This is a genomic window from Streptomyces sp. AC1-42W (assembly GCF_003248355.1).
Taxonomy (GTDB): Bacteria; Actinomycetota; Actinomycetes; order Streptomycetales; family Streptomycetaceae; genus Streptomyces.
In genome coordinates, this window is the sequence record NZ_QKWY01000002.1 from 2,214,689 (window position 1) to 2,236,051 (window position 21,363).

General features: G+C 72.5%; 22 protein-coding genes. 6 read left to right on the plus strand and 16 right to left on the minus strand.

The annotated features are described in order from the left end of the window. Positions 1 to 2 precede the first annotated feature (2 nt). The 8 genes from DNK56_RS27995 to DNK56_RS28030 all read right to left on the minus strand — a co-directional run bounded on the left by DNK56_RS27995 (position 3) and on the right by DNK56_RS28030 (position 9,804). Positions 3 to 311 (minus strand): acyl carrier protein, encoded by a 309-nt coding sequence (locus tag DNK56_RS27995; RefSeq protein ID WP_111338560.1) that lies wholly within the window; start codon positions 309 to 311, stop codon positions 3 to 5. 45 nt (positions 312 to 356) lie between these two features. Next, positions 357 to 1,676 (minus strand): type III PLP-dependent enzyme, encoded by a 1,320-nt coding sequence (locus tag DNK56_RS28000; protein ID WP_111338561.1) that lies wholly within the window; start codon positions 1,674 to 1,676, stop codon positions 357 to 359. Beyond that, the gene (locus DNK56_RS28005; protein ID WP_241990107.1) at positions 1,673 to 3,052 is read right to left on the minus strand and encodes a preATP grasp domain-containing protein; all 1,380 of its coding nucleotides are present in this window, start codon (positions 3,050 to 3,052) and stop codon (positions 1,673 to 1,675) included. The genes DNK56_RS28000 and DNK56_RS28005 overlap by 4 nt, the downstream gene beginning before the upstream one ends. A gap of 66 nt (positions 3,053 to 3,118) precedes the next feature. Beyond that, positions 3,119 to 4,051 (minus strand): 3-oxoacyl-[acyl-carrier-protein] synthase III C-terminal domain-containing protein, encoded by a 933-nt coding sequence (locus tag DNK56_RS28010; protein ID WP_111338562.1) that lies wholly within the window; start codon positions 4,049 to 4,051, stop codon positions 3,119 to 3,121. Next, a complete protein-coding gene (locus tag DNK56_RS28015) occupies positions 4,048 to 4,371 on the minus strand; it encodes an acyl carrier protein (RefSeq protein WP_111338563.1) in 324 nt (107 codons plus the stop codon). The genes DNK56_RS28010 and DNK56_RS28015 overlap by 4 nt, the downstream gene beginning before the upstream one ends. Positions 4,372 to 4,415: 44 nt before the next feature. Continuing rightward, entirely contained in the window at positions 4,416 to 6,137 is a 1,722-nt protein-coding gene (locus DNK56_RS28020; protein ID WP_111338564.1) for an acyl-CoA dehydrogenase, read from the minus strand. Continuing rightward, entirely contained in the window at positions 6,134 to 7,975 is a 1,842-nt protein-coding gene (locus DNK56_RS28025; RefSeq protein ID WP_158558465.1) for an acyl-CoA dehydrogenase family protein, read from the minus strand. Before DNK56_RS28025 ends, DNK56_RS28020 begins: the two co-directional genes overlap by 4 nt. After that, a complete protein-coding gene (locus DNK56_RS28030; protein WP_111338566.1) occupies positions 7,972 to 9,804 on the minus strand; it encodes a fatty acyl-AMP ligase in 1,833 nt (610 codons plus the stop codon). The genes DNK56_RS28025 and DNK56_RS28030 overlap by 4 nt, the downstream gene beginning before the upstream one ends. 328 nt (positions 9,805 to 10,132) lie before the next feature. Between DNK56_RS28030 and DNK56_RS28035 the strand changes: the two genes are divergently transcribed. Beyond that, entirely contained in the window at positions 10,133 to 10,930 is a 798-nt protein-coding gene (locus tag DNK56_RS28035; RefSeq protein ID WP_111339645.1) for an AzlC family ABC transporter permease, read from the plus strand. Next, positions 10,927 to 11,232 carry an AzlD domain-containing protein gene (locus DNK56_RS28040; RefSeq protein ID WP_111338567.1) on the plus strand — a complete coding sequence of 102 codons (306 nt, stop codon included), beginning with the start codon at positions 10,927 to 10,929 and terminating at the stop codon, positions 11,230 to 11,232. The genes DNK56_RS28035 and DNK56_RS28040 overlap by 4 nt, the downstream gene beginning before the upstream one ends. 9 nt (positions 11,233 to 11,241) lie before the next feature. Here the strand turns inward: DNK56_RS28040 and DNK56_RS28045 are convergent, their stop codons facing one another. Continuing rightward, positions 11,242 to 12,156 (minus strand): hypothetical protein, encoded by a 915-nt coding sequence (locus DNK56_RS28045; protein ID WP_111338568.1) that lies wholly within the window; start codon positions 12,154 to 12,156, stop codon positions 11,242 to 11,244. Positions 12,157 to 12,236: 80 nt separating this feature from the next. Between DNK56_RS28045 and DNK56_RS28050 the strand changes: the two genes are divergently transcribed. The 4 genes from DNK56_RS28050 to recX all read left to right on the plus strand — a co-directional run bounded on the left by DNK56_RS28050 (position 12,237) and on the right by recX (position 15,724). Further along, a complete protein-coding gene (locus DNK56_RS28050; RefSeq protein WP_111338569.1) occupies positions 12,237 to 12,431 on the plus strand; it encodes a DUF3046 domain-containing protein in 195 nt (64 codons plus the stop codon). Positions 12,432 to 12,571: 140 nt separating this feature from the next. Then, positions 12,572 to 13,756, plus strand: a complete 1,185-nt coding sequence (locus DNK56_RS28055) for an AI-2E family transporter (protein WP_111339646.1) — start codon at positions 12,572 to 12,574, stop codon at positions 13,754 to 13,756. Positions 13,757 to 13,962: 206 nt separating this feature from the next. Further along, positions 13,963 to 15,078 carry a recombinase RecA gene (recA, locus tag DNK56_RS28060; protein ID WP_111338570.1) on the plus strand — a complete coding sequence of 372 codons (1,116 nt, stop codon included), beginning with the start codon at positions 13,963 to 13,965 and terminating at the stop codon, positions 15,076 to 15,078. Positions 15,079 to 15,082: 4 nt separating this feature from the next. Beyond that, positions 15,083 to 15,724, plus strand: coding sequence for a recombination regulator RecX (recX, locus tag DNK56_RS28065; RefSeq protein WP_111338571.1), 642 nt, complete (start codon positions 15,083 to 15,085; stop codon positions 15,722 to 15,724). Between the two features lie 92 nt (positions 15,725 to 15,816). Here the strand turns inward: recX and DNK56_RS28070 are convergent, their stop codons facing one another. The 7 genes from DNK56_RS28070 to DNK56_RS28095 form a co-directional block, all read right to left on the minus strand. Then, positions 15,817 to 16,461, minus strand: coding sequence for a DUF6197 family protein (locus tag DNK56_RS28070; RefSeq protein WP_111338572.1), 645 nt, complete (start codon positions 16,459 to 16,461; stop codon positions 15,817 to 15,819). 316 nt (positions 16,462 to 16,777) lie between these two features. Beyond that, positions 16,778 to 17,167 (minus strand): rhodanese-like domain-containing protein, encoded by a 390-nt coding sequence (locus DNK56_RS28075; RefSeq protein WP_111338573.1) that lies wholly within the window; start codon positions 17,165 to 17,167, stop codon positions 16,778 to 16,780. Further along, positions 17,164 to 17,673 carry a cysteine dioxygenase gene (locus DNK56_RS28080; protein ID WP_111338574.1) on the minus strand — a complete coding sequence of 170 codons (510 nt, stop codon included), beginning with the start codon at positions 17,671 to 17,673 and terminating at the stop codon, positions 17,164 to 17,166. Before DNK56_RS28080 ends, DNK56_RS28075 begins: the two co-directional genes overlap by 4 nt. A gap of 110 nt (positions 17,674 to 17,783) precedes the next feature. Continuing rightward, the gene (locus DNK56_RS36855; RefSeq protein ID WP_338116662.1) at positions 17,784 to 17,870 is read right to left on the minus strand and encodes a putative leader peptide; all 87 of its coding nucleotides are present in this window, start codon (positions 17,868 to 17,870) and stop codon (positions 17,784 to 17,786) included. A 32-nt stretch (positions 17,871 to 17,902) separates the two neighbouring features. After that, entirely contained in the window at positions 17,903 to 19,519 is a 1,617-nt protein-coding gene (locus tag DNK56_RS28085) for an FAD-dependent monooxygenase (RefSeq protein WP_111338575.1), read from the minus strand. Between the two features lie 203 nt (positions 19,520 to 19,722). Further along, positions 19,723 to 20,634, minus strand: a complete 912-nt coding sequence (locus DNK56_RS28090) for an amino acid ABC transporter permease (RefSeq protein ID WP_111338576.1) — start codon at positions 20,632 to 20,634, stop codon at positions 19,723 to 19,725. Then, positions 20,631 to 21,296, minus strand: coding sequence for an amino acid ABC transporter permease (locus DNK56_RS28095; protein ID WP_111338577.1), 666 nt, complete (start codon positions 21,294 to 21,296; stop codon positions 20,631 to 20,633). Before DNK56_RS28095 ends, DNK56_RS28090 begins: the two co-directional genes overlap by 4 nt. Positions 21,297 to 21,363: the final 67 nt, after the last annotated feature.

Consider the following 21,363-nt stretch of genomic DNA (forward strand, 5'->3'; position numbering starts at 1 on the left):
GGTCAGCTCCCGGCCGACTGTTCGACGACATACCCGGCGAGGGAGCCGACCGACTCGAAGTGGTGCTGTTCGAGCGTGTCGGTGTCGAACTCCAGGGACAGTTCGTCCTCGATGGCCATCAGCAACTCCAGCACACTCGTGGAGTCCAGACCGAGGTCGTCGAACAGACGCGTGTTCCCGTTCGCTTCGGGCAGGTCGCGCTTCAGCACTCGGGTGAGCGCGGCGATGATGTGGGCGGTGATCCGGTCCGTTTCGGCGCCGGAGGCGGCGTGGCCGGCGGTGGCGGGCGGCTCGATCGTTTCGTGGGTCATGGTTCTTCTCCAGCTGGTAGGGGCGGATACGGACGGATGGAGGCTTCAGAGAGCGGCGGCCTCGGCCGTTTCCGGCCGGGCGAAGTCGGGAAGGCGCTGCTTGCGCATGAGATCCTCCGGCAGGTCGCGCTCGCGCACGAGATGGGAGCGGCCCTCGTGCACCACGATCTCCGCGGGATGACCGTGGCTGAGGAAGAGGACCGGTGACGCGCTGGGACCGTAGGCGCCGGAGCGCCGCACCCCCAGCAGGTCGCCCGGACGCAACGGCGGCAGCTCGGCCTTCTTGGCCAGGACGTCGTTGGGGGTGCACAGCGGGCCGGTCACGTTCCAGGCCGCCACGGCGTCGTCGGAGACCCGGCTCAACAGCTCGACCGGGAAGTTGCGCTTGACGAACGAGCCGATACCCACTGCCGCCATGTGGTGGTGGGTGCCTCCGTCGGTCACCGCGAAGTTCTCGTCCATGGAGGTCTTCACGTCCCGGACGCGCACGACGTACGTGCCGCACCGGCCGGTGAGGTAGCGGCCCAGCTCCATGATCATGCGGGTTCCGGGGTGCCGTCGGGCGAATGCCTCGAAGACCGGATTCGTCAGCTCGGCCAGCCGCCTCGGGTCCAGATCGCGCTCGCCCGCGAAGTACGCGACGCCCAGACCGCCTCCGACGTCCACCAGATCCAGCGGGAACCCCAGCCGGTCGGACAGGCGTTCGGCCATGTCGAGAATGTAGGCCGTGTTCCGGGCCACGACCTCCTCGTCCAGGATGCGGGTCCCCATGTAGGCGTGGATGCCCATCAGCCGGACGGAGGGGTACTGCTTGGCGAGGTCTTCCCGGCCGAGGAGCTGAGCCTCGTCGATGCCGAACTGCCGGGGCTTGCCGCCCATGGTCAGGCCGGAGCCCTTGACGGAGAACTCGGGATTCACCCGCAGGGACACCGGGGCGGTGACGCCGAGGCCGTGCGCCAGCCGGTCCAGCGTGGCGATCTCGCCGAACGACTCGCACACGACGCTGTGCACGCCGGTTTCCAGACAGGCGGCGAGCTCCTCGGGAGATTTGCCCGGACCGAGGAAGATGATGTCGCCGGGCGACACCCCGGCCCGCAGCGCGGTGCGCAGTTCCACCAGGGAGGAGACCTCCGCGCGAGCGCCGCGCCCGGCGAGCAGCGCGCACACCGCGACGTTCGGGTTGGACTTCAGGGAATAGAAGATCTCCAGCCGCCGGGGGAGCAGTTCGCGCAACGTGTCGAACGTTTCCGTCAGGATGCCGGCGTCGTAGGCGTAGAACGGGGTGCCGTACTGTCCGGCGAGTTCGGTGACGGGTATGCCCTGGATCAGCTCCACGCCGTCGGGGCTGCGCTCTGGTCCTGTCATGACTGTGTCTCCCGGGCGATCAAGTCGAGGCGGTGGGCGATGCGTTCGTCGAGCTGGTGCAGCGTGCGGTCGTCGGGGGCCACCACGACGCCGTACAGACGGCCGTCGAAGGAGGCACGGGGGGTGTCGCGCGCCGCGTTGACGGTGGCGAAGGCGTTGACGAGCAGACCGCTGCCGTTCCCCGGTGTCCAGGCGAGGTCGCCGAGGGCGTCGCGCAGATTCTTGTAGGCGAGCGGCCGGCCCAGGGTGAGCGGGTACTCGCGGACCAGGCCGGCGCTTCCACCGGGAAGTATCCGGTCCTGCACGGAGGACAGATAGGTCGCCATGTTGTTGCGGGCGTTGATCTCCACCACCGGGTACAGGGTGTCGTCCTGGCCGGTCATCGCATCGACCCCCACGACACCGAACCAGCCGTCGGCGGCCAGCTCCCGCCCGATCGTCCGGGCAGCGGCCCGGACCTCGTCCAACTGCCCGGCGGTCAGGCCGGACGGGATGAGGTGGCCCTTGTGCACGCCGTCACGGGTCAGGGCGCGCTTGACGCCGTCGAAGTGCGCCGACCCGTCGCGCCGTACGGTCAGCTGATAGTTGTAGTCCGCCTTCTTGGCCACCCACTCCTCGATGACCAGGCCCAGGCGGGCGTCGGGCCGCTTGCGCGCCAGGGCCGTGACCTTGCGGTGCAGCCTTTCCAGGCGGGCCGGGTCCTCGACGACGGCGATGCCCTTCCCGGAGACGCCGTAGGCGTCCTTGAGTACGACCGTGCGTCCCTCCCGCAGCAGGGCGGATGCCCGGTCGACGGCGGCGTCCAGCTCCGCCAGGTCCGAACAGGCCCATCCGAGGGGCTGCCGCAGCCCCGTACGTTTCGCCAGCCGTCGGCTGTAGACCTTGCTGTTGACCTCCTTGCACACGGCCGCGGGCGGTGCCGCGAGCGGGATGCCGCCGGTCGTCGCCAGCCGCTCCTCGCCCTCGGAGGTGCCGTGGGGGAGCAGGCGGAATCCCAGGTCGCCGAGCCGGGCGAGTTCGGCGAGCAGCGCCGGGTCGCGCAGCGCGTCGTCCGTCACGGTGGCGGCGGGGTTCTGCTGGGCGGGTGTCACGACGCGTGGCAGGGCGAAACCGAGTTCCGTCAGGTGCTGGAGGTGATCCGGGTCCGGAGCCTCCTTCATCAGTACGCGGTCACCGGGGCCGGCGAGCAGCAGAGCCAGCTCGTCCATCCGGTTGACGACGGGCGAGGCGGAGCCGAAGGACAGCCGGGGCAGGCCGATCTCGTTCCGGGCCCATCTGTCCTCGACCTCGAAGTTGCCCATGAGCACCAGGGCGTGACCGTCCGCGACGCCACTGCGCAGTCGGGCCATGAAGGGCGGGTCGGGTGGAGCGAGCATGGTGAATGCCTCTCGGTTCTTCGGACGCGGGCAGAGGGCGTCGCGGGGGCCGGGAACGGGCTCGGGTCAGTGGCGGAAGGCCATGGCGGAGAAGGTGGCGCCCAGGCCGACCGTGGCCATGAGGTACAGGTCCCCCGGCCGCAGTCGCCCCGACCTGCGGGCGGAGACGAGGTTGACGAACGGGTCGGCGCAGAAGGAGTGGCCGGTCAGGGCCATGTTGTCGAGGAACAGCCGGTCGAGCGGTATCCCGAGGTGCTTGGCGATACGCGTCCAGGAGATGCGGTTCACGTTGTGCGGCAGCACCAGCGCGATTCCCGACAGGTCGGTGCCGGCCTGCTCGGCGGCGCCGCGCAGCACCTCACCGAGCGCCTCGGCGTAGATCCGCTGGAACTCCAGCACGGACTCCTTGTCCCGCGACTGGAACTCGTAGAACCTGCCGTAGGTGCGGGTGGCGTACCCGAGGAGGACGTCCCGGTCGCCGTCGGCCCCCACCAGCACGGCGGCGGCCGCCTCGCCGTTGACGCTGGCGCCGGGCACCTGAAGGGCCGCTTGGGTGAAGGCCTTCTCGCCCACCAGGACGAGCGCGAGGCCGTCCGGGTCACCGTCCTCGGCCAGCAGCCTGCCGCACACGTCGACCGCGAACAGCCCCGACGCGCAGGCCTGTTCGGTGAGCGCGAAGGGAACGGCGTTCGGGAACTCGCCCTTCGCCAGGATGCCGTCCAGCGGGCTGTGCGGATAGGGGGAGACCTCCGGCATGGTCCTGGCCTGCACGATGTACCGGACGCGCTCGCGCACCCCGGCCGGCGAAGTCAGCCCGCCGATCGCGGACAGCAGCAGGTCACCGGGCAGTGCGTCGAGGCCGTGACGTACCTCCCGCAGCCCGAACACCCTGCGGTACACCTTGATTTCCGCGTCGGTGAGACCGAGCCTGCTCTGGAGGCTGCCGATGTCGACGCGGTCCGGCGGCAGGTAGGCGGAGACTTCACGCAGCGCGGTCACGAACCGGCTCCGCCGTGGTCCTTCGCGGAGCCGAGGCCGCTGAGCTCCGGCCCGTCGCGCAGGTCCAGTTGGCCTCGCAGGTACTGTGCGAGGGCCCGCACCGTCGGATGGTCCCACGCCGCGGTCGGCTCTATGGCCAGGTCGAGATACGTCTCTATGTCCCCGCACAGCACGAAGGCGGACACCGATTCCAGTCCGTGGTCGGCGAAGTCGACATCGGGCAGGATCTGGCCGGACGGGACGCCGACATGCGTGGCGATCTGTTCGGCGAGCCACGCCTCCAGCCCTTCCTGGCTGTGCGGATGGATGTTGCTCGACAACGTCGCAGCCTCCTTGGTCGTTGGTTCGGGGGTCGGATCGGTGGTCACATGCCGAGCGGGCGGGGGCTCAGCTCCAGTGACAGTCCCGCCTCCCACCGGTTCGTCAGCTCTTCGAAGAACCGGTCGGCGACAGCGGGGTCGAGCGACGGCGCGGCTGACCCGAACGCGCGGGTCATCACACCGGTCAGCCAGGCCGGGTCCGACAGGAACGGGTCGGCGGTGCCCTGCCGGGCGTGCCGCGCCACCCCCGCACACGCTCCGGCGGCCAGGCAGACGCCGTACGCCTTGGCGAGGTCCGCCGGTCCGGCACCTCCGCCCGGCCCGACGTCCCGAGCACCCAGGTGTGCCAGCCCTTCGTGGGTCCGGTCGAGGAGCGCGACCGCGGCTCGGTGCGCACGCCCCGACGCGCCGGTGCCGTCCGCGCCGGCGCGCAGCGCGCCGGCCAGGGATTCGTGCTGGCCGGCGCGCAGAGTCAGACGGCCGAAGTCGAGCGGCGGGAGCGGCGCATGAAGGTCGAACAGGTCGGCGTCGCCGTCCCCGTCCACCCGGTGCCGCGTGCCGGACCGCCGGACGTTGCGGGACAGCACCGTGAGCAGCGGCAGTGCGGCGGCGAGGCAGGCGGCCCGTCCGGTGTGACCGAAGCCGACCGGTGCGAGGTCCCGCAGGTGCTTCTGGAACAGCGCGTGCTCGCCGTCGCGCACGTAGAAGTGCGCGCCGAGGAGGCGGGAGAGACGGTCCATGACGTTCAGCAGCCGCCCGGACACGTACTGCTTGGTGAGCGGGGCGAGAACGGCGGTCTGGTCCGGACGCACGTGCAGTGCTCTCGCCGCCACCGACACCAGAGCCTCGCAGAGCATCAGGTCCGCGAAGCACTCGGCCAGCTCCCGCCGCACGAGCGGGATGTCGACCGCTCGGCGGCCGTAGAGCCGCCGGCCGGACACGAAGCGCAGGACGGTGACGAGCCCCGCCTCCACGCCGCCCGCCCACATGCCGGGCAGCGCCGTCCTGCTCACTTGGAACGAGCGCATAGCCGTCTCGATGCCCATGCCCACGTCCCCGAGCACGCTCTCCGCGGGCACGGGGCACTCGGCGAACTCCACACCGCCGAGCTGTACGCCCCGCAGCCCCGATGTGCGGAACCTCGGCACGTCCTTGAGGCGCCCGCTGTCCAGCGCCGCGCGGGGCACGAAGAACTGGCTGTGGCCGCGGGCGCCCGGAGTGTCGCCGGTACGCGCGAACAGGACGAAGGCGTCGGCCCTGCGGGCGTTGGCGATGACCTCCTTCCTGCCCGTCAGCCGCCAGTCCCCGCCGGGAAGCCGGACCGCGCGGAAGGAGGCCCGTGCGAAGTCGTTGCCGTGCGGCAGCTCGTGGTAGGCGGTCGCCACCTTTCCGCCGGCCAGCAGCAGGTCGGCCAGGCTCCGGCGCTGCCGCTCGTCACCGGCCGTCCACACGTTCACGGACGCCATGAGCGCGCTCGCGCCGTAGCCGAGCCCGAGGCAGGCGTCCCGCCCGTAGACCACGCGCATGACGCGGACGAGCTCGGGTACATCGTTCAGCCTGCCGCCGAGGGTGGTGGGGACGAACTCCGCGTTCAACCCGAAGGAGTCGAGCAGGCGTTCTCCCTCCGCGTGCATGGTCGCGGCCTCGTCCGCGTCCAGCAGCGTCCGGGCCCCCACGGCACCGGCGGTGTCCTGGAGCGGCCCGAAGAGGCGGGCCAGGGCCGTACCTCTGTCCTCGGCCGTCGTCGGCGTGTCGGGGTGTCTCATGTCGTTCTCCCCGGGGTGGGTTCCGGTTGGGCCGTGCCGTCGCGGGGTACCGAGCCGGGCGCCCCGCCCTCCCGCGTCGCGGCGCGGGCCCGTCGCACCGACGTGAGCAGCCGCTCGAAGACGTCACCGGGCCCGTCGGGCACCGGGTCCGACGCCTCGCCCGGCAGTACGGGGCGGTGGACGCGGGGCAGCGCCAGGGCCAGCACCGCCTCCAGCCGCAGGTCCTCGTCGTCGCACGGAACCGGCCGCGGCCCTGCCTCGTCCGGGCCGTCGTCCCGGCCGGCCGACCACAGGTGTACGGCCGCCGCGGCGGCGAAACACCACTCGTACCGCCGGGCCAGGTCGAAGGCGTGCGGCGGCACGTCCTTGCCCGCGAGGCCGCCGAGCGTGGCCATCTCCTCGTGCAGCGCGTCACGGGCGTGCAGGAGGGACTGAGCCAGTTCCCCCAGCCGCAGTCCGGCCGGCCGCCCGGCGGCCCGTTCGCGCAGCCGGGCCACGGCCGCACCGAGCCCCTGCACGATGCCGCACCCGCCGGAGGAGACGAGACCGAGCCGAGTGAGGTCGAGGTCCGGCATCGGGGCGGAGGGGTCGGTGACCGCCGCGAGGGCCGGGGCGTCGACGGTCCCGTTCCCGTGCGCACGGACCAGGATCGGGAACTGCCGGATGAGGGCGTGCCGGTTGACGACCGTGCTGCCGTCGAAGATGCCGACGATGCGGTGGTCGCGTTCCAGCTTCTGGAACCGCCCGTCCGCGTGGGCGCCGTCCAGGAAGCTCCGGGCGCCGAGGACCTCGGCGCAGTGGCCGATGAGCTCGTCCACCGCGGACGGCACCACGGCCTTCGCGACGGCCGACATCACCGGGAGCTCGCCGGGAAGGCACTGCGCCGCCCGTCCCAGGACACGGCTGACCGCCTCACCGGCGTACGCCAGGGCGTACGCCTGCCCGAGCAGCAGGGCGGGGCGGCCGAGTTCGACCACCCGGCGGCCGTAGAGCTCCCGTTCCTCGGCGAACTCCGTCGCCAGATCGAGGGCCTGGTCGGCCGCGCCCAGGGACAGGGCCGTGCACACCGCGCGGGTGACCGGCAAGACCCTCAGCACCGTCTCCAGGCCCGTGCCCTCGACGCCGACGAGCGCTCCGGGCAGAGCGCGTGCCCGGCGGCAGGTGAAACCGCTGATGTCGGCGCCGCGAATTCCGTGGGTCGGGATCTTCGGCGTGTTCCGGACGGCGCCGGGCTCGTTGCGGCGCTTGTCGAGCAGGATCAGACTCAGGTCGCGGGGACCCCTCCCCTCACCGGTGCGCGCCAGCAGGCAGACCAGATCCGCCCGGGTGCCGTTGTTGATCAGCCACTTCTCCCCGTTCAGGGTGTAGCCGCCGTCCTCGCTGCGCACCGCGGAGAACTCGTCCGCCGTCAGGTCGCTTCCGTGCGGCCGTTCCGTGAGCCCCCAGGCGACGGGGGCGCCCGCCAGCACGTGCCTGGCGAGGGCGCGGATCTGCTCGGGGGCGCCCGCCGCCCAGACGCACGCGCTTCCCAGGAACGTCTTCGTGTGTGCGACGGCCACGGTCAGGTCCCTGCGGGCCACCACCCGTACGAGATCCAGCAGCACGTCGAGCCGGCTGAGCGATCCGCCGTGCGCGGCAGGTACGTAGTGACGGCCGAGTCCCCACTCGTCCAGGGCCCGGACGGCGGCCGCGGGGAACTCCTCCGCCCGGTCCCAGCGGGCACTGGCCGCGTACGAGAAGGGCCGGGACGGATCGCGGGGGTCGCCGAGCCATTCGCCGAGCGACGCGGCCGGGCCGTCCGCGGGCACCGGGGGCAGGGGCGTGGCGGGGGCGTTCACGCGATCGTTCCGGCGGTCGGCGCCACGTCCGGTGCGGGCCCGGCGACCGCGGACGGCATGGCGGAGGCGGTGCCCGTACGGCTGTCGAGCACCACGCCGCGCAGTGTTCCGTCCCGCAACTCCCGTGCCATGGCGCCGCGCTGAATCTTGCCGCTCGTGGTGCGCTCCACCGTGCCGGGCCGTACGAGGACGACGGCGGCCAGCGCCACGGCGAACTCCTCCCGGACACGTCGGCGGACCGCGCCGGCCACCGCCTCCGCCCCCTCGGAACCGACGAGGCCGCTGCGGCACTCCTGCACGACGGCGATCTCGTCGGGGCTTTCGGGCCCGTTCCCCTCAAGCCGGAAGGCCGCCCCCACGCCCGCCGCGAGCGACGGGTGCGCCGTACGCACCACGTCCTCGATGTCCTGCGGATACAGCTTGCGGCCATGGGCGATCAGCATTTCCTTGATCCGCCCGGTGACGTACAACTGCCCGTCCCACACGCTGCCGAGGTCCCCGGTGCGCAGGAAGCCCCCGGTGCCGTCGGCGGTCACGGCGTCGAAGACGCCTGCGGTGGCCTCGGGGTCGTTCCAGTAGCCCGGTGACACGCTCGCGCCCCGCACCCAGATCTCGCCGACGTGGCCGTCCGGGACCACGGCCGCGGTGTGCGGATCGACGACGACGCCCCTCTCCGACGACCAGAATCCGCTCGCCACGACTCGGCGAACCGCCCCGGCATCGCCGGCCGCGGTGCCGGTCAGTGGCACGAAGCGGTGCCGGGCGAGCGCGTCGGCGTCGACCCGTGTGACGACCGGCCGCTCACTTCGGGGGGAGAGCGTGGCCGCCAAGGTGGTCTCGGCGAGCCCGTAGCCGGGAGACATGGCCTCCGGACGGAAGCCCGCCGCCGCGAACCGGTCGGTGAACGCGGCGAGGACGGACGCGCGTATCGGCTCCGAGCCGTTCACCGCGTGCCGCCAGCGCGAGAGATCCAGGGCCGCGATCTGCTCGTCCGTGATCTTGCGCAGGCAGAGGTCGTAGGCGAAGTCGGGGCCACCGGAAAGATGGAGGTCGTATCGGTCGACCGCCGTCAGCCACCGCACGGGGTGGCGAAGGAAGACGGACGGTGCCATGAGGACTGATGTGCCGCCGAGGAACAGGGGGACGGCAAGGTGCGCGATGAGCCCGAAGTCGTGGTAGAGGGGCAGCCACCCGCCGCAGCGCGTTCCCTCCCCGGCGCCGACGCATTCGGCGAAGTGGGCCACGTTGCTCATCAGGTTCCGGTGGGTGATGATCACCCCCTTCGGCCTGCCCGTACTGCCCGAGGTGTACTGGAGGTACGCGGGGTCCTCGGCCCTCGCAGCGGGCACAGATGCGGGCGCCCGGTCCCCGGCCGCCGGGAACGTCTCCGGCACCAGCAGGTCCGTACCGGCCAGTCCGTTGGCGGCGAGCCAGTCGGCGACGTCCGGCCGGTGCGAGGCGTCGCACAGCACCGCGTGCGCGCCGCTGTGCCGTACGATCCCGGCGAGTCGGCTCTGCTGGCGCCGGTAGCCGGCCGGTGAGGGCGCCGGAACCGCGACCAGCCCGGCCAGCAGGCACCCGAGGAAAGCGGTGGCGAAGGACACCCCGGACTCGTGGACGATCAGGATGCGGGAGCCGGCCGGGTACCGGTCCGACAGGGCCGCCGCGACGCCCTGCGCGTCCCGCAGCAGCTGTGCGTACGTCGACTCCGCCCGGACGGCGCGGTCCTCACCGGGCGAGATCTCCAGAACCGCCTGACGTCCGGGGTGCCGCTCAGCCCGGTCGGCCAGCAGCTCGGGGAATCCTCTAAAGCCCTGCGCCACACGCATATGCGTTCCTCAGCGGTCGGAGTACCTGTCCCCGGAATCCTGCCGAGGCAGTCCGCTCGCGGCCACGAGCACACGGGCGCACGTCTTGGCTGACTGATTGGGTAGGGTCCGGCGCCGGGCCGGACCCGCGGGGAGGGCGAGCCCGCCTCCGGCCGGCTGCGGGCGGAGCGGGCGGACCGGGTCGCCTCGCGGCGATTTCCGCCGACCGCCCGCACAACCTGTCCGCGCAGGTCAGAAGGGTTTTTCCGGGGAATTCGGCGTACCGCCCAGCGTGAACGTGCAAGAACGTACAAGACCGGTCCGGAGCCATCCCGGTAGCGTGCGGAACGTGGCAGAACAGACAGCACCCCTTCGCACCACCGGCGAACCGGCCGACGGCAGCACCGTCGCGGCCGGAACCAAACCGGACGCGGCCGTCGTACGCGACGCGCTCGGCGTCGGCATAGCCGTCGGCCTCTCCGGCTTCGCCTTCGGCGTCACCTCGGCCGGCTCCGGCCTGAGCCTGCTCCAGACCTGCGCGCTCAGCCTGCTCGTCTTCACCGGCGCCTCCCAGTTCGCCCTGGTCGGCGCGCTCTCCGCCGGAGGCAACCCGTACACCGCGGCCGCCGGTGCCTTCTTCCTCGGCGTACGCAACGCCTTCTACGGCCTGCGTCTCTCCCAGCTGCTCGCCCTGCCGCGCCCCCTGCGCCCGCTCGCCGCCCAGTGGGTCATCGACGAGACGACCGCCGTGACGCTGCCGCAGCCCACCCGGCGGGCCGCGCGGATCGGCTTCACCGTCACCGGGCTCACCCTCTACGTGCTGTGGAACCTGACCACCCTGGTGGGCGCCCTGGGGGCCGAGGCGCTCGGCGACACCGACGCCTGGGGGCTCGACGCGGCGAGCCCGGCCGTCTTCCTGGCCCTGCTCGCCCCGATGCTGAAGTCCACGACGGAGCGTGTGACCGCCGCGCTCGCCGTCCTGCTCGCCCTGGGCCTGCTGCCGGTGCTGCCGGCCGGGGTGCCCGTACTGCTGTCGGCGCTCGCCGCGCCCGTCGTCCTGTTCCTGATGGGACGCGTGAAGGGCGGCGGAACGGGGAAGGCCGATGCGTCGGACGCCGCCCCGGCACGGACGGAGGACGGCCGGTGAACGTCTGGATCGCCATCGCCCTGACCTTCGTCGGCTGCTACCTCGCCAAGCTCCTCGGGCTCCTGGTCCCGGCCGGAGCCCTGGAACGCCCGCTCGTGCAGCGCCTCGCCGCCCTGCTGCCCGTGGCCCTGCTGGCGGCCCTCACCGCCCAGCAGACCTTCGGCGACGGACAGCAGCTGACCCTGGACGCCAGGGGCGCGGGGCTGACCGCGGCGGCGCTCGCCCTCGTCCTGCGCGCCCCCTTCCTGGTGGTCGTGGGCGCGGCCGTGGCCGTCACCGCCGGGGTGCGCGCGCTGGGATGACCCCGCGGTTCAGTCCAGCGCGCGGCCGTGGGCCCGCAGGGTCTCCAGCGCCCGGAGGGTCACCAGGGGCCGCCCCTCCAGCGCCGTACCGGGGGCCCACTGCCGCCAGGTGACGGGCCAGCCGCCGTCCGCCTCCTGCGCGGCGGCGAGATGGTCGAGCGCGCGCTCCATCTCGGCGTCGGAGAACCACCGCCGGGCGAGCGATTCGGGTGTACGGGCGTAGTCGTACGGGAAGTGCTGCTCGCCCGGCGCGTACCCGGCGGCCACCGGATACTCCGCACGCCGTTCCGGATCGAGCACGGCCAGGCGCTGGTCGCGCACCAGCCGCCCCAGCCGTTCGGCGGCGGCCTCGGCCCGCGGCCGGTCCGGCACCCCGTCCAGGAAGGCGACCGCCGCCTCGATCTCGTACGGGTGCGAGACCTCCAGGGCGTCCACGGCCGACCAGCAGAAGTCGGTCGCCCGGAAGAGCCAGGCATGCCACACGGCGTTGCGGTGCAGCAGTCCGACGACGGGGCCGGTGGCCAGCAGTTCGGGCGGCGGCTCGTCGATGATCGGGATGAAGGGCGCCGCCGGGTAGCCGCGCTGCGAGGGGAGCAGTGCGGGCAGGGCGCCCTCCTTGGTCGACACGTCGGTCAGATAGCGGCAGATCCGCTCCACCCGCAGACCGCCGCAGCGGCCGATGGAGTCGAGGACGCTGAGCGCGTGGGCGGTGTGCAGCGGCTGACTGACCGGGCCGCGCAGATCGGGTTCGAGCGCGTGACCGTACCCGCCGTCCTCGTTGGCGTACGCGGACAGGGCCGTCTCCACGGGGTCCGCGCCTCCCGCCAGATATTGATGGGCGAACCGTCGCTGTTCGAGGACCCGGGCCGTGAGCCAGATGAACTGCTCGGCACGGTCGAGGGGACTTGTTCCAGTTGCAGCCATGGGACCGACCGTAGGGCTCGGGCGTCCCGAGCAGGGCCGGGGCGGCCCGGCTGCACTCTCAGGAGCGGGATACTGAGGGCATGCGGTTGACGATTTTCTGGGAACGGATGGCGGACCACTTCGGCGCGGCCTACGCGGACTCCTTCGCCCGCGACCACGTGATGGCCGAACTGGGCGGACGCACGGTGCGCCAGGCGCTGGCCGCGGGCTGGGAGGCGAAGGACGTGTGGCGCGGGGTCTGCACCGCGATGGACGTTCCCGCCGACAAGCGCTGACGCCCCGGGGCGGGGGACGGTTTGTCACCCACATAGGCGAGACTTGCCCCGTGGCACCCACAGACGAGACCGATCAGATCCAGCCGCCCCGTACCCCGCCGGCACCGCCCGCCCCGCCGTCCGGCGCCGGGCCCGCCCGGATGCCCTCGTGGCTGCCGCGCGCCATGGTCCTCGCCCTCGCGCTCTACGCCTGTTTCCGGCTCGGCAGCTGGGCCTTCGATCAGCTCATCGGCCTGCTGATCAACGTACTGATCGCCTTCTTCCTGGCGCTCGCCATCGAGCCCGCCGTGAGCCGGATGTCGGCCCGGGGCATGCGCCGGGGGCTCGCCACCTTCCTGGTCTTCCTCGTGGTGATGATCGCCGGGGCCGGTTTCGTCGTCCTGCTCGGCTCGATGCTCGCCGGCCAGATCGTGGACATGGTCGAGGACTTCCCGAAGTACCTCGACTCGGTGATCAACTGGGTCAACCAGACCTTCCACACGGAACTCTCCCGCGTCGAGGTCCAGGACAGCCTGCTGCACTCCGACTGGCTGCAGAAGTACGTCCAGAACAGCGCGACCGGTGTCCTCGACGTGTCGGCGACGGTCCTCGGCGGCCTGTTCCGGCTGCTGACGATCTTCCTGTTCTCGTTCTACTTCGCGGCGGACGGGCCCAGGCTGCGCCGGGGGCTGTGCTCGGTGCTGCCGCCGGCCCGCCAGGCCGAGGTGCTGCGGGCCTGGGAGATCGCGGTCGACAAGACGGGCGGCTACCTCTACTCGCGCGGCCTGATGGCGCTGATCTCCGGCATCGCGCACTACATCCTGCTGGCCGCGCTCGGCGTGCCCTACGCCCCGGCGCTCGCGGTCTGGGTCGGCCTCGTCTCCCAGTTCATCCCCACGATCGGCACCTACCTCGCCGGTGCCCTGCCGATGCTGATCGCCTTCACCGTCGACCCCTGGTACGCGCTCTGGGTGCTGGGCTTCGTCGTGGTGTATCAGCAGTTCGAGAACTACATGCTCCAGCCGAAGCTGACCGCGAGGACGGTGGACATCCACCCCGCCGTGGCGTTCGGCTCGGTCATCGCGGGCACGGCGCTGATGGGCGCCGTGGGCGCGCTGATCGCGATCCCGGCCGTGGCCACGCTCCAGGCGTTCCTCGGCGCGTACGTGAAGCGCTACGACGTGACGGACGACCCGCGCGTGCACGGCAGCCGCCCGGGAGTGCGCGGAGAACCGCTCTGGTCACGGCTGCGGCGGATGCGGGCCGCCCTCGCGGGAGAGAACGGCACGGAGCCCGGCACGGGTCCGGGCGGGGAGCCGGACGGACCTGCGGAGCCGCGCGACTGAGCGGTCGTTCCCGGGCCGCGGCGGGGCGGCGTGGTGCGCTTGACACTGAAATCGAACATCCATTCTCATGGGATTCCGGCCGGGGTTTCCCGGACCCCGGCCGTGGAGTTGTCCACAGGCCGGGAGGACGTCGAGGCCCATTGTCAGTGGCAGGGGTTAGCGTCTTTGACGTGAAGCGATCGACACAAGCAAATCGGGTGGAACCCATGGCAGGAACCGACCGCGAGAAGGCACTGGACGCCGCACTCGCACAGATTGAACGGCAATTCGGCAAGGGCGCGGTGATGCGCCTGGGCGAGCGGCCGAACGAGCCCATCGAGGTGATTCCCACCGGGTCCACCGCGCTCGACGTCGCGCTCGGCGTCGGCGGCCTGCCGCGCGGCCGCGTGGTGGAGGTGTACGGACCGGAGTCCTCCGGCAAGACGACGCTGACGCTGCACGCCGTGGCGAACGCCCAGCGGCTCGGCGGCTCGGTGGCCTTCATCGACGCGGAGCACGCCCTCGACCCCGAGTACGCGAAGAAGCTCGGCGTCGACATCGACAGCCTCATCCTGTCCCAGCCGGACAACGGTGAGCAGGCCCTCGAAATCGTGGACATGCTGGTCCGCTCGGGCGCCCTCGACCTGATCGTCATCGACTCCGTCGCCGCCCTGGTGCCGCGCGCGGAGATCGAGGGCGAGATGGGCGACTCGCACGTGGGTCTCCAGGCCCGTCTGATGAGCCAGGCGCTCCGGAAGATCACCAGCGCGCTCAACCAGTCCAAGACCACCGCGATCTTCATCAACCAGCTCCGCGAGAAGATCGGTGTGATGTTCGGCTCGCCGGAGACCACCACCGGTGGCCGCGCGCTCAAGTTCTACGCCTCGGTGCGCCTCGACATCCGCCGCATCGAGACGCTCAAGGACGGCACCGACGCGGTCGGCAACCGCACCCGCGTCAAGATCGTCAAGAACAAGGTCGCGCCGCCCTTCAAGCAGGCCGAGTTCGACATCCTCTACGGCCAGGGCATCAGCCGTGAGGGCGGTCTCATCGACATGGGCGTGGAGCACGGCTTCGTCCGCAAGGCCGGTGCCTGGTACACGTACGAGGGCGACCAGCTCGGCCAGGGCAAGGAGAACGCGCGCAACTTCCTCAAGGACAACCCCGACCTCGCCAACGAGATCGAGAAGAAGATCCTGGTGAAGCTGGGCGTCGGGGTCCGGCCCGAGGACGCGGCCGAGGCCGCTGCTGCGGAGACGGCGGCTCCGGCCGAGAGCGCGGCGAAGCCGGCGACGGCGGCGAGCAAGACCAAGCCGGCCAAGGCGGCCGCCGCCAAGAGCTGACCCCGTGACGCGTCGTACGGAGTGGCCGGAGGACACCGCCGGTGCCGGCCCGGCCCCCACCTCCGGTGCCGGAGCGGGACGCCGTTCCCGCTCCCGGCCCAGTGACAGCGGTTCCCCCTCCTCGTCGAGGGCCGAGAAGGGGGAACCGCGCGATCCGGTCGAGCAGGCGCGCAACATCTGCCTGCGCCTGCTCACCGGCACGCCGCGCACCCGCAAGCAGCTCGCGGACGCCCTGCGCAAGCGGGAGATCCCGGACGAGGCGGCCGAGGAAGTGCTGTCCCGGTTCGAGGACGTCGGGCTGATCGACGACGCCGCCTTCGCCGACGCCTGGGTGGAGTCCCGTCACCACGGCCGCGGGCTCGCCCGGCGTGCGCTGGTCCGTGAGCTGCGGACCAAGGGGGTGGCCGCCTCGGTGATCGACGAAGCGGTGGGGCAGCTCGATTCGGAGCAGGAGGAGCAGACCGCGCGGGAGCTCGTCGCCCGCAAGCTCCGGTCCACGCGGGGGTTGGACCGGGACAAGCGGCTGCGCCGCCTCGCGGGCATGCTCGCCCGCAAGGGGTACGGCGAGGGCATGGCCCTGCGCGTGGTGCGCCGGGCGCTGGAGGAGGAGGGGGAGGACACGGAGGGGCTGGACGAGCCGTTCTGACCACCGGGGCGATCGGGGCCGACCGGGGCCGGCGAGTGATCGGGGCCGACCGCGGATCTGTGCGGCCAGGGCGTCAGGGGCGTGGCCTGCGGCTACTGGCCGGCTCGGGCCGCGCGGCCGATGGTGGCGTCGATCAGCGCGAGGGCGTCCGCCGCGGTGCGTCCGGGGTAGCGGTTCCAGGGGCCGATAAGACCGGTCCAGCCCTGCGAGCGAAGCTCGGCGATCAGCCAGGCCCCGGCCCGGTCGACCGTCTCCGCCGAGCCGTGGCCCAGCCGGTGCGCGGTGAGCATGGCACCACAGATGCAGCGCGCGCCCCGGACGTTGCGCAGCCGGTACGGGGTGTTCTGCCAGCCCCACGCGGTCAGGATCTGACGGGCATGGGCGAGATGGACGGACGGCGGCACGTCGGACCGCCCGATGCGCCGCCACGCGTGGAGCCGGTCGGGCAGCATCGCCCCGATCCGGCCGGGCAGCGGGCGCTCGCGCGGCGCGGCGGGCGGCAGCGAGCCGACCGTGTCGGCGATGAGCCGGTCCACCGGCACGGAGAGCAGGGCGCGCCAGTCGGCGACGGGGGCGGGTGCGCCCGATGTGCCGCCGGCGGCGGCGGGCCGGGGGGCGTCGGCGGGCTCGGGGGCGGTCCGGTCCCAGCCGGTGATGATCTGCTGCCAGGCGTCCGTGTCGTGGAGGCGCGCGGCCTGGGCGTCGAGTTCGTCGGGGGTGAGGGCGGTGGTCGGCATCGGTGCGTGCTCCCCGTCGTAGCGGCGGTCCGGCGCCCTGACGGCGCTTCGGCGTTGCGGCGGCCGGTTCCGTGGGGCCGTGCGAGAGGCCCGCGCCCGCCGTGAGCCGAATGTCCGTCGGGTGGCCGGATCGCGCCGCCGGAGCGATGCCATACGGGTGTGTCGCGGCGCATTCCGGTAGAGGCGACGCCCATCTACGACCGGGGACCGGTGAGGGGCCGCCCTCACGAGCAGCCCCAAGCCGGCCCTTTCACCGGGCCCCCACGAGCCGCCCCTCACCGGGCCCCCAGCCCCCGGGCCCCGCTGGCCCCTCGGCTCAGCCCCGTACCGGCAGGCCCGCCGCGCGCCATGCCTGGAAGCCGCCCGCCAGATCCGTCGCCCGGTGCAGACCGAGCCTGTGCAGGGAGTCGGCGGCCAGGCTCGACGCGTAGCCCTCGTCGCAGATCACCACCACCCGCAGATCGTGGTCCACCGCCTCCGGGACACGGTGGCTTCCCCGTGGGTCCAGCCGCCACTCCAGCTCATTGCGCTCGATGACCAGCGCGCCCGGAATCAGCCCGTCCCGCGCCCGCAGTTCCGCGTAACGGATGTCCACCAGCAGGGCGCCCGCGCGGAACGCCGCCCATGCCTCCTGCGGGTCGAGCCGTACGTAACCGGATCTGATCCGCTCCAGCAGCTCGTCGATCCCGGGCCGGTCGCCGCTCACTGCCAGTCCTCCGGCCCCTCGGTCTGCTCCAGGCGGAGCAGCGCGCCGCTGCGGCTGTAGCGCCGGATGCGCGGCAGCGGCGGGTAGTACGCGTGGACGGAGACGGCGTGCTCCGTGGCGGACTCGTTCAGCACCTCGTGGACGTGGTGGCGGCCGAAGGCCCGGCCCTGGCCGGTGGTCAGCTCCCGGCTGCGGTCGAGGTCGGCGGCCAGTTCCAGGGTCTTCCAGCCCTCGGTGGGCAGCCGGGCCGCGAGGGAGTGCTCCCGCAGCGTGCCGGCGGCGGTGAGGAAGGCGCCGACCGAGTCGGCGTGGTCGTGCCAGCCGGTGCCGGTACCCGGCGGCCAGCCGATCAGCCACGCCTCACTGCCGCCCGGACCGTCGAGCCGGAGCCAGGTCCGGCCCTCGGGATCGAGGGGAAGGGAGGCGACGAGTGCGGTGTCCGCGGCGACGCGGCGGACGAAGTCGAGCAGACGCGCCGCGGTCGGGGCCGGGGCGGACGTGCGCATGGGCACGGGAACGACGGGGAACGAAGAGGCAGACACGGAGACCGTCCTGAGAGTACGCGCGGACGCCCCGCCGCACGGCACAGCGCACGGCGGGAGCAGGTGAAGGCGATTCAGCAGGACGGACGACACACGCAGCCCGCATAGCGGAGCAGGTCCATATGGACCCTCCGCCACAGGCGCACATCGGTGCCGGTCATGATCGGGAGTAGACCACGCGCACCGACTCCGGTCAATTGACGTCAGCGGTCCGGTCGTCGCGCACCGGGGTGCGGGCCGTGCCGCCGCGCACCGCGTCCGCCGCCGCGAACAGCTCGGCCGGCCGCACCCCGCCGAACGCCTCGACGAGATGGCCGTCCGGCCTGACCAGCAGCACCGCGTGTGCGGAGGCCCCCGGATAGCTCTCGGCCACCAGCAGCTCGGCCGGTGCGGGCAGCGCCTCGACGGCCTCCGCCAGCCGGGGCATCACCCCGGCGCGCATCCAGTGCCGCCGGTCCCACACCCCGGTCCCCGGCGCCACGAGCACCACCAGCAACTGCCCGCGCCCCAGCCGTTCGCGCAGCCGTACGGCGGTGCCGTCGGGCGCCATCACCCGTACATCGGCCACCGGCGCACCGGGGGGCGTACCGACCGCGGTGTGCGCCTCGGCGCGCGGGGGCGCAAGGGGGGACAGGGCGTAGGACGGGGGCGCACCGAGGGGACCGCAGCCCAGATGTCCGTCCGTGAGCAGTGAGTCGTGCCCCCGTGCGCTCCCCGGTACGAGGGTCCGCAGGCCCCCGCCGCCGCGCAGTATCGGCAGCGACTGGTCGGCGGCGCGCAGCCGGGCGGCCACGGCGGCCCGGCGTTCGGCCTGGTAGCTGTCGAGGAGCGCGTCGGACGCGTCGTCGTGCCAGGCCAGGGCCAGCTTCCACGCCAGGTTCTCCGCGTCGCGCAGCCCCTCGTCCAGGCCCTGGGTGCCCAGCGCGCCGAGGAGATGGGCGGCGTCCCCGGCGAGGAAGGCCCGCTTCACACGCCAGCGGCGGGCGAGCCGGTGGTGGAGCGTGTAGACGCCGGTGTCCAGCAACTCGTACGGGGGCGTCTCGCCGCACCAGCCGGCCAGGGTGTCCCGGACCCTGGTGACCAGGGCGTCCGGCGTGACCAGCTCGCCGCGCGCGGGCAGCAGCCAGTCCAGCCGCCACACGTCGTCCGGCAGGGGCCTGGCGGTCACCTCGGCGCCGCCCGTCCGCCAGGGCGGCGACCGGTGCAGGACGGCCTCGCCGGGCCGGGGCAGCTCGGCGCGCAGCGCGGCCACGGCGTGCCGTTCCACCGCCGTGCGGCCGGGAAACCTGATGTCGAGGAGTTTGCGCACGGTGGACCGGGCGCCGTCGCAGCCGGCCAGGTAGCTCCCCCGCCACCAGGTCGAACCGGGTTCCCTGGTGTGCACGGTGACCCCGGCCGGGTCCTGCTCCAGCGTGTCGATGCGGCTCGGCCCCGCCGTGCGTACCAGCTCCTGCGCGGCCACCGCGTCCCGCAGGCCGCGTACCAGCGCGTGCTGCGGTACGTGGACGGGGGCGGCCGGTGCGCCGCTGCCGGGGTCCGGGTCCTCGCCGAGCGGCAGCTCGCGCACCAGCTGCTTGCGCCGCACGGACCGCCAGCCGGCCCAGCGCAGCCCCTCGTCGGCCGGCGTCTTGCAGCCGAGGCGTTCCAGGAAGGCGGCGGTGTCCTCGCGCAGGACGACCGTGCGGGCGGGGCGGGTCTCGTTCCTGGCCGGGTCCTCGTCGAGCAGGACGGACGGCACGCCCTGCGCGGCGAGGGCGAGCGAGAGGGCCAGGCCGACGGGCCCGGCGCCGACGACGATCACCGGGTCCACGGCGCGTCCCCCGTCAGGAGTCCGGTGAAACGGAGCGGAGGGTGCGCGGGGGTCGAAGGGGGTGCGGCGGCGTAGGGGACTCGGTGCGCGATCACAGAACGTATGCAACCTACTGCCGGTGCCCGCGTCAAGCGACGCCGGAACGCGGCGAGGGGCGGTGGCAGCTGCGCCACCGCCCCTCGCGGACGTGTTCCGACGGCTCGTCAGGCGGCGCTTCCGCCGTCCGTCTTGCGCGCCGGCGCACCGACCGTCTCCAGATCGCCCCCCGGCCCGTTGGTCACGACCGCGCCCGTGCTCTTCTTCCCGCGCCGCAGCCACCGCTCCAGCCAGCTCGCGAAGGACGTCAGGGCGAAGTTCAGCGCGAGGTAGATCAGCGCGACGATGGTGAAGCACGCGATGGTGTTCGAACCGAAGTTCGCGGACATCGGCCGGATCGACGAGAGCAGCTCCGGGTAGCTGAGCACGGCGCCACCGAGCGCGGTGTCCTTCACGATCACCACGAGCTGGCTGACGATGGCCGGCAGCATCGCCGTCACCGCCTGCGGCAGCAGTACGAAGACCATCGTCTGGCCCTTGCGCATCCCGATCGCCTTGGCGGCGTCGGTCTGTCCGCGGGGGAGTGTCAGGATGCCGGCCCGCACGATCTCGGCGAGCACCGAGGCGTTGTACAGCACCAGACCCGTCACCACGGCGTACAGCACACGGGTGTCGGGGTCGAAGTCGGCGTACTCGGAGTACGCGGCGTTGGCGATGATCATCAGGAGCAGGACGGGGATGGCGCGGAAGAACTCCACGACCACACCGCCCGGTACGCGCACCCAGCGGTGGTCCGAGAGCCGCCCGATTCCGAAGAGCGCGCCCAGCGGCAGTGCGATGAGCAGCGAGTAGAACGCCGCCTTGATCGTGTTCTGGAAGCCCGGCCAGAGGAACGTCTCCCACGCCTGCGTACCGGCGAAGAACGGCTTCCACTTGACCCAGTCGAGCTGGTGCTTCTCGGCGAGACCGTCGTACACCCACCACACCACCGCCGCGGCGGCCAGCAGGAAGACGGCGGTGTACAGGACGTTGCGCCGCTTGGCGCGGGGGCCCTGGGCGTCGTAGAGAACGGAACTCATCGCTTCACCGCCACCTTCTTGGCCACCCAGCCGAGGATGAGGCCGGTCGGGAGGGTCAGGACGATGAAGCCGAGGGCGAAGACGCCGGAGATCAGCAGCAACTGGGCCTCGTTCTCGACCATTTCCTTCATCAGGTACGACGCTTCCGCGACACCGATCGCCGACGCGACGGTGGTGTTCTTCGTCAGTGCGATGAGCACGTTGGACAGCGGGTTGACCACGGAGCGGAACGCCTGCGGCAGCACGATCAGCCGCAGCACCTGGGTGAAGCTGAGTCCGAGCGCCCGGGCCGCCTCCGCCTGGCCCACCGGAACCGTGTTGATGCCCGAACGCAGGGCCTCGCACACGAACGACGCGGTGTAGAGGACGAAGGCGAGCACCGCGAGCCGGAAGTTGATGCCCACGATGTCGTTGGCGCCGAGGGAGATGCTCAGCGTCGAGTACAGACCGAGCGAGGCGAACATGATGACCACGGTCAGCGGAATGTTCCGGACCACGTTCACGTAGGCGGTCGCGAAACCGCGCATCAGGGGGACCGGGCTGACCCTCATGCCGGCCAGCAGCGTTCCCCATATGAGGGAGCCGAGGGCGGAGAAGACGGTGAGTTTCACCGTGACCCAGAAGGCCCCCAGCAGGTCATAACCATCAAGAAAGTCGAACACGATCTCCCGCGCTTCCGCGTGTAGAGGGCGCGGCGCGCCGCCGGTCAGCGGCGGCGCGCCCGGTCAG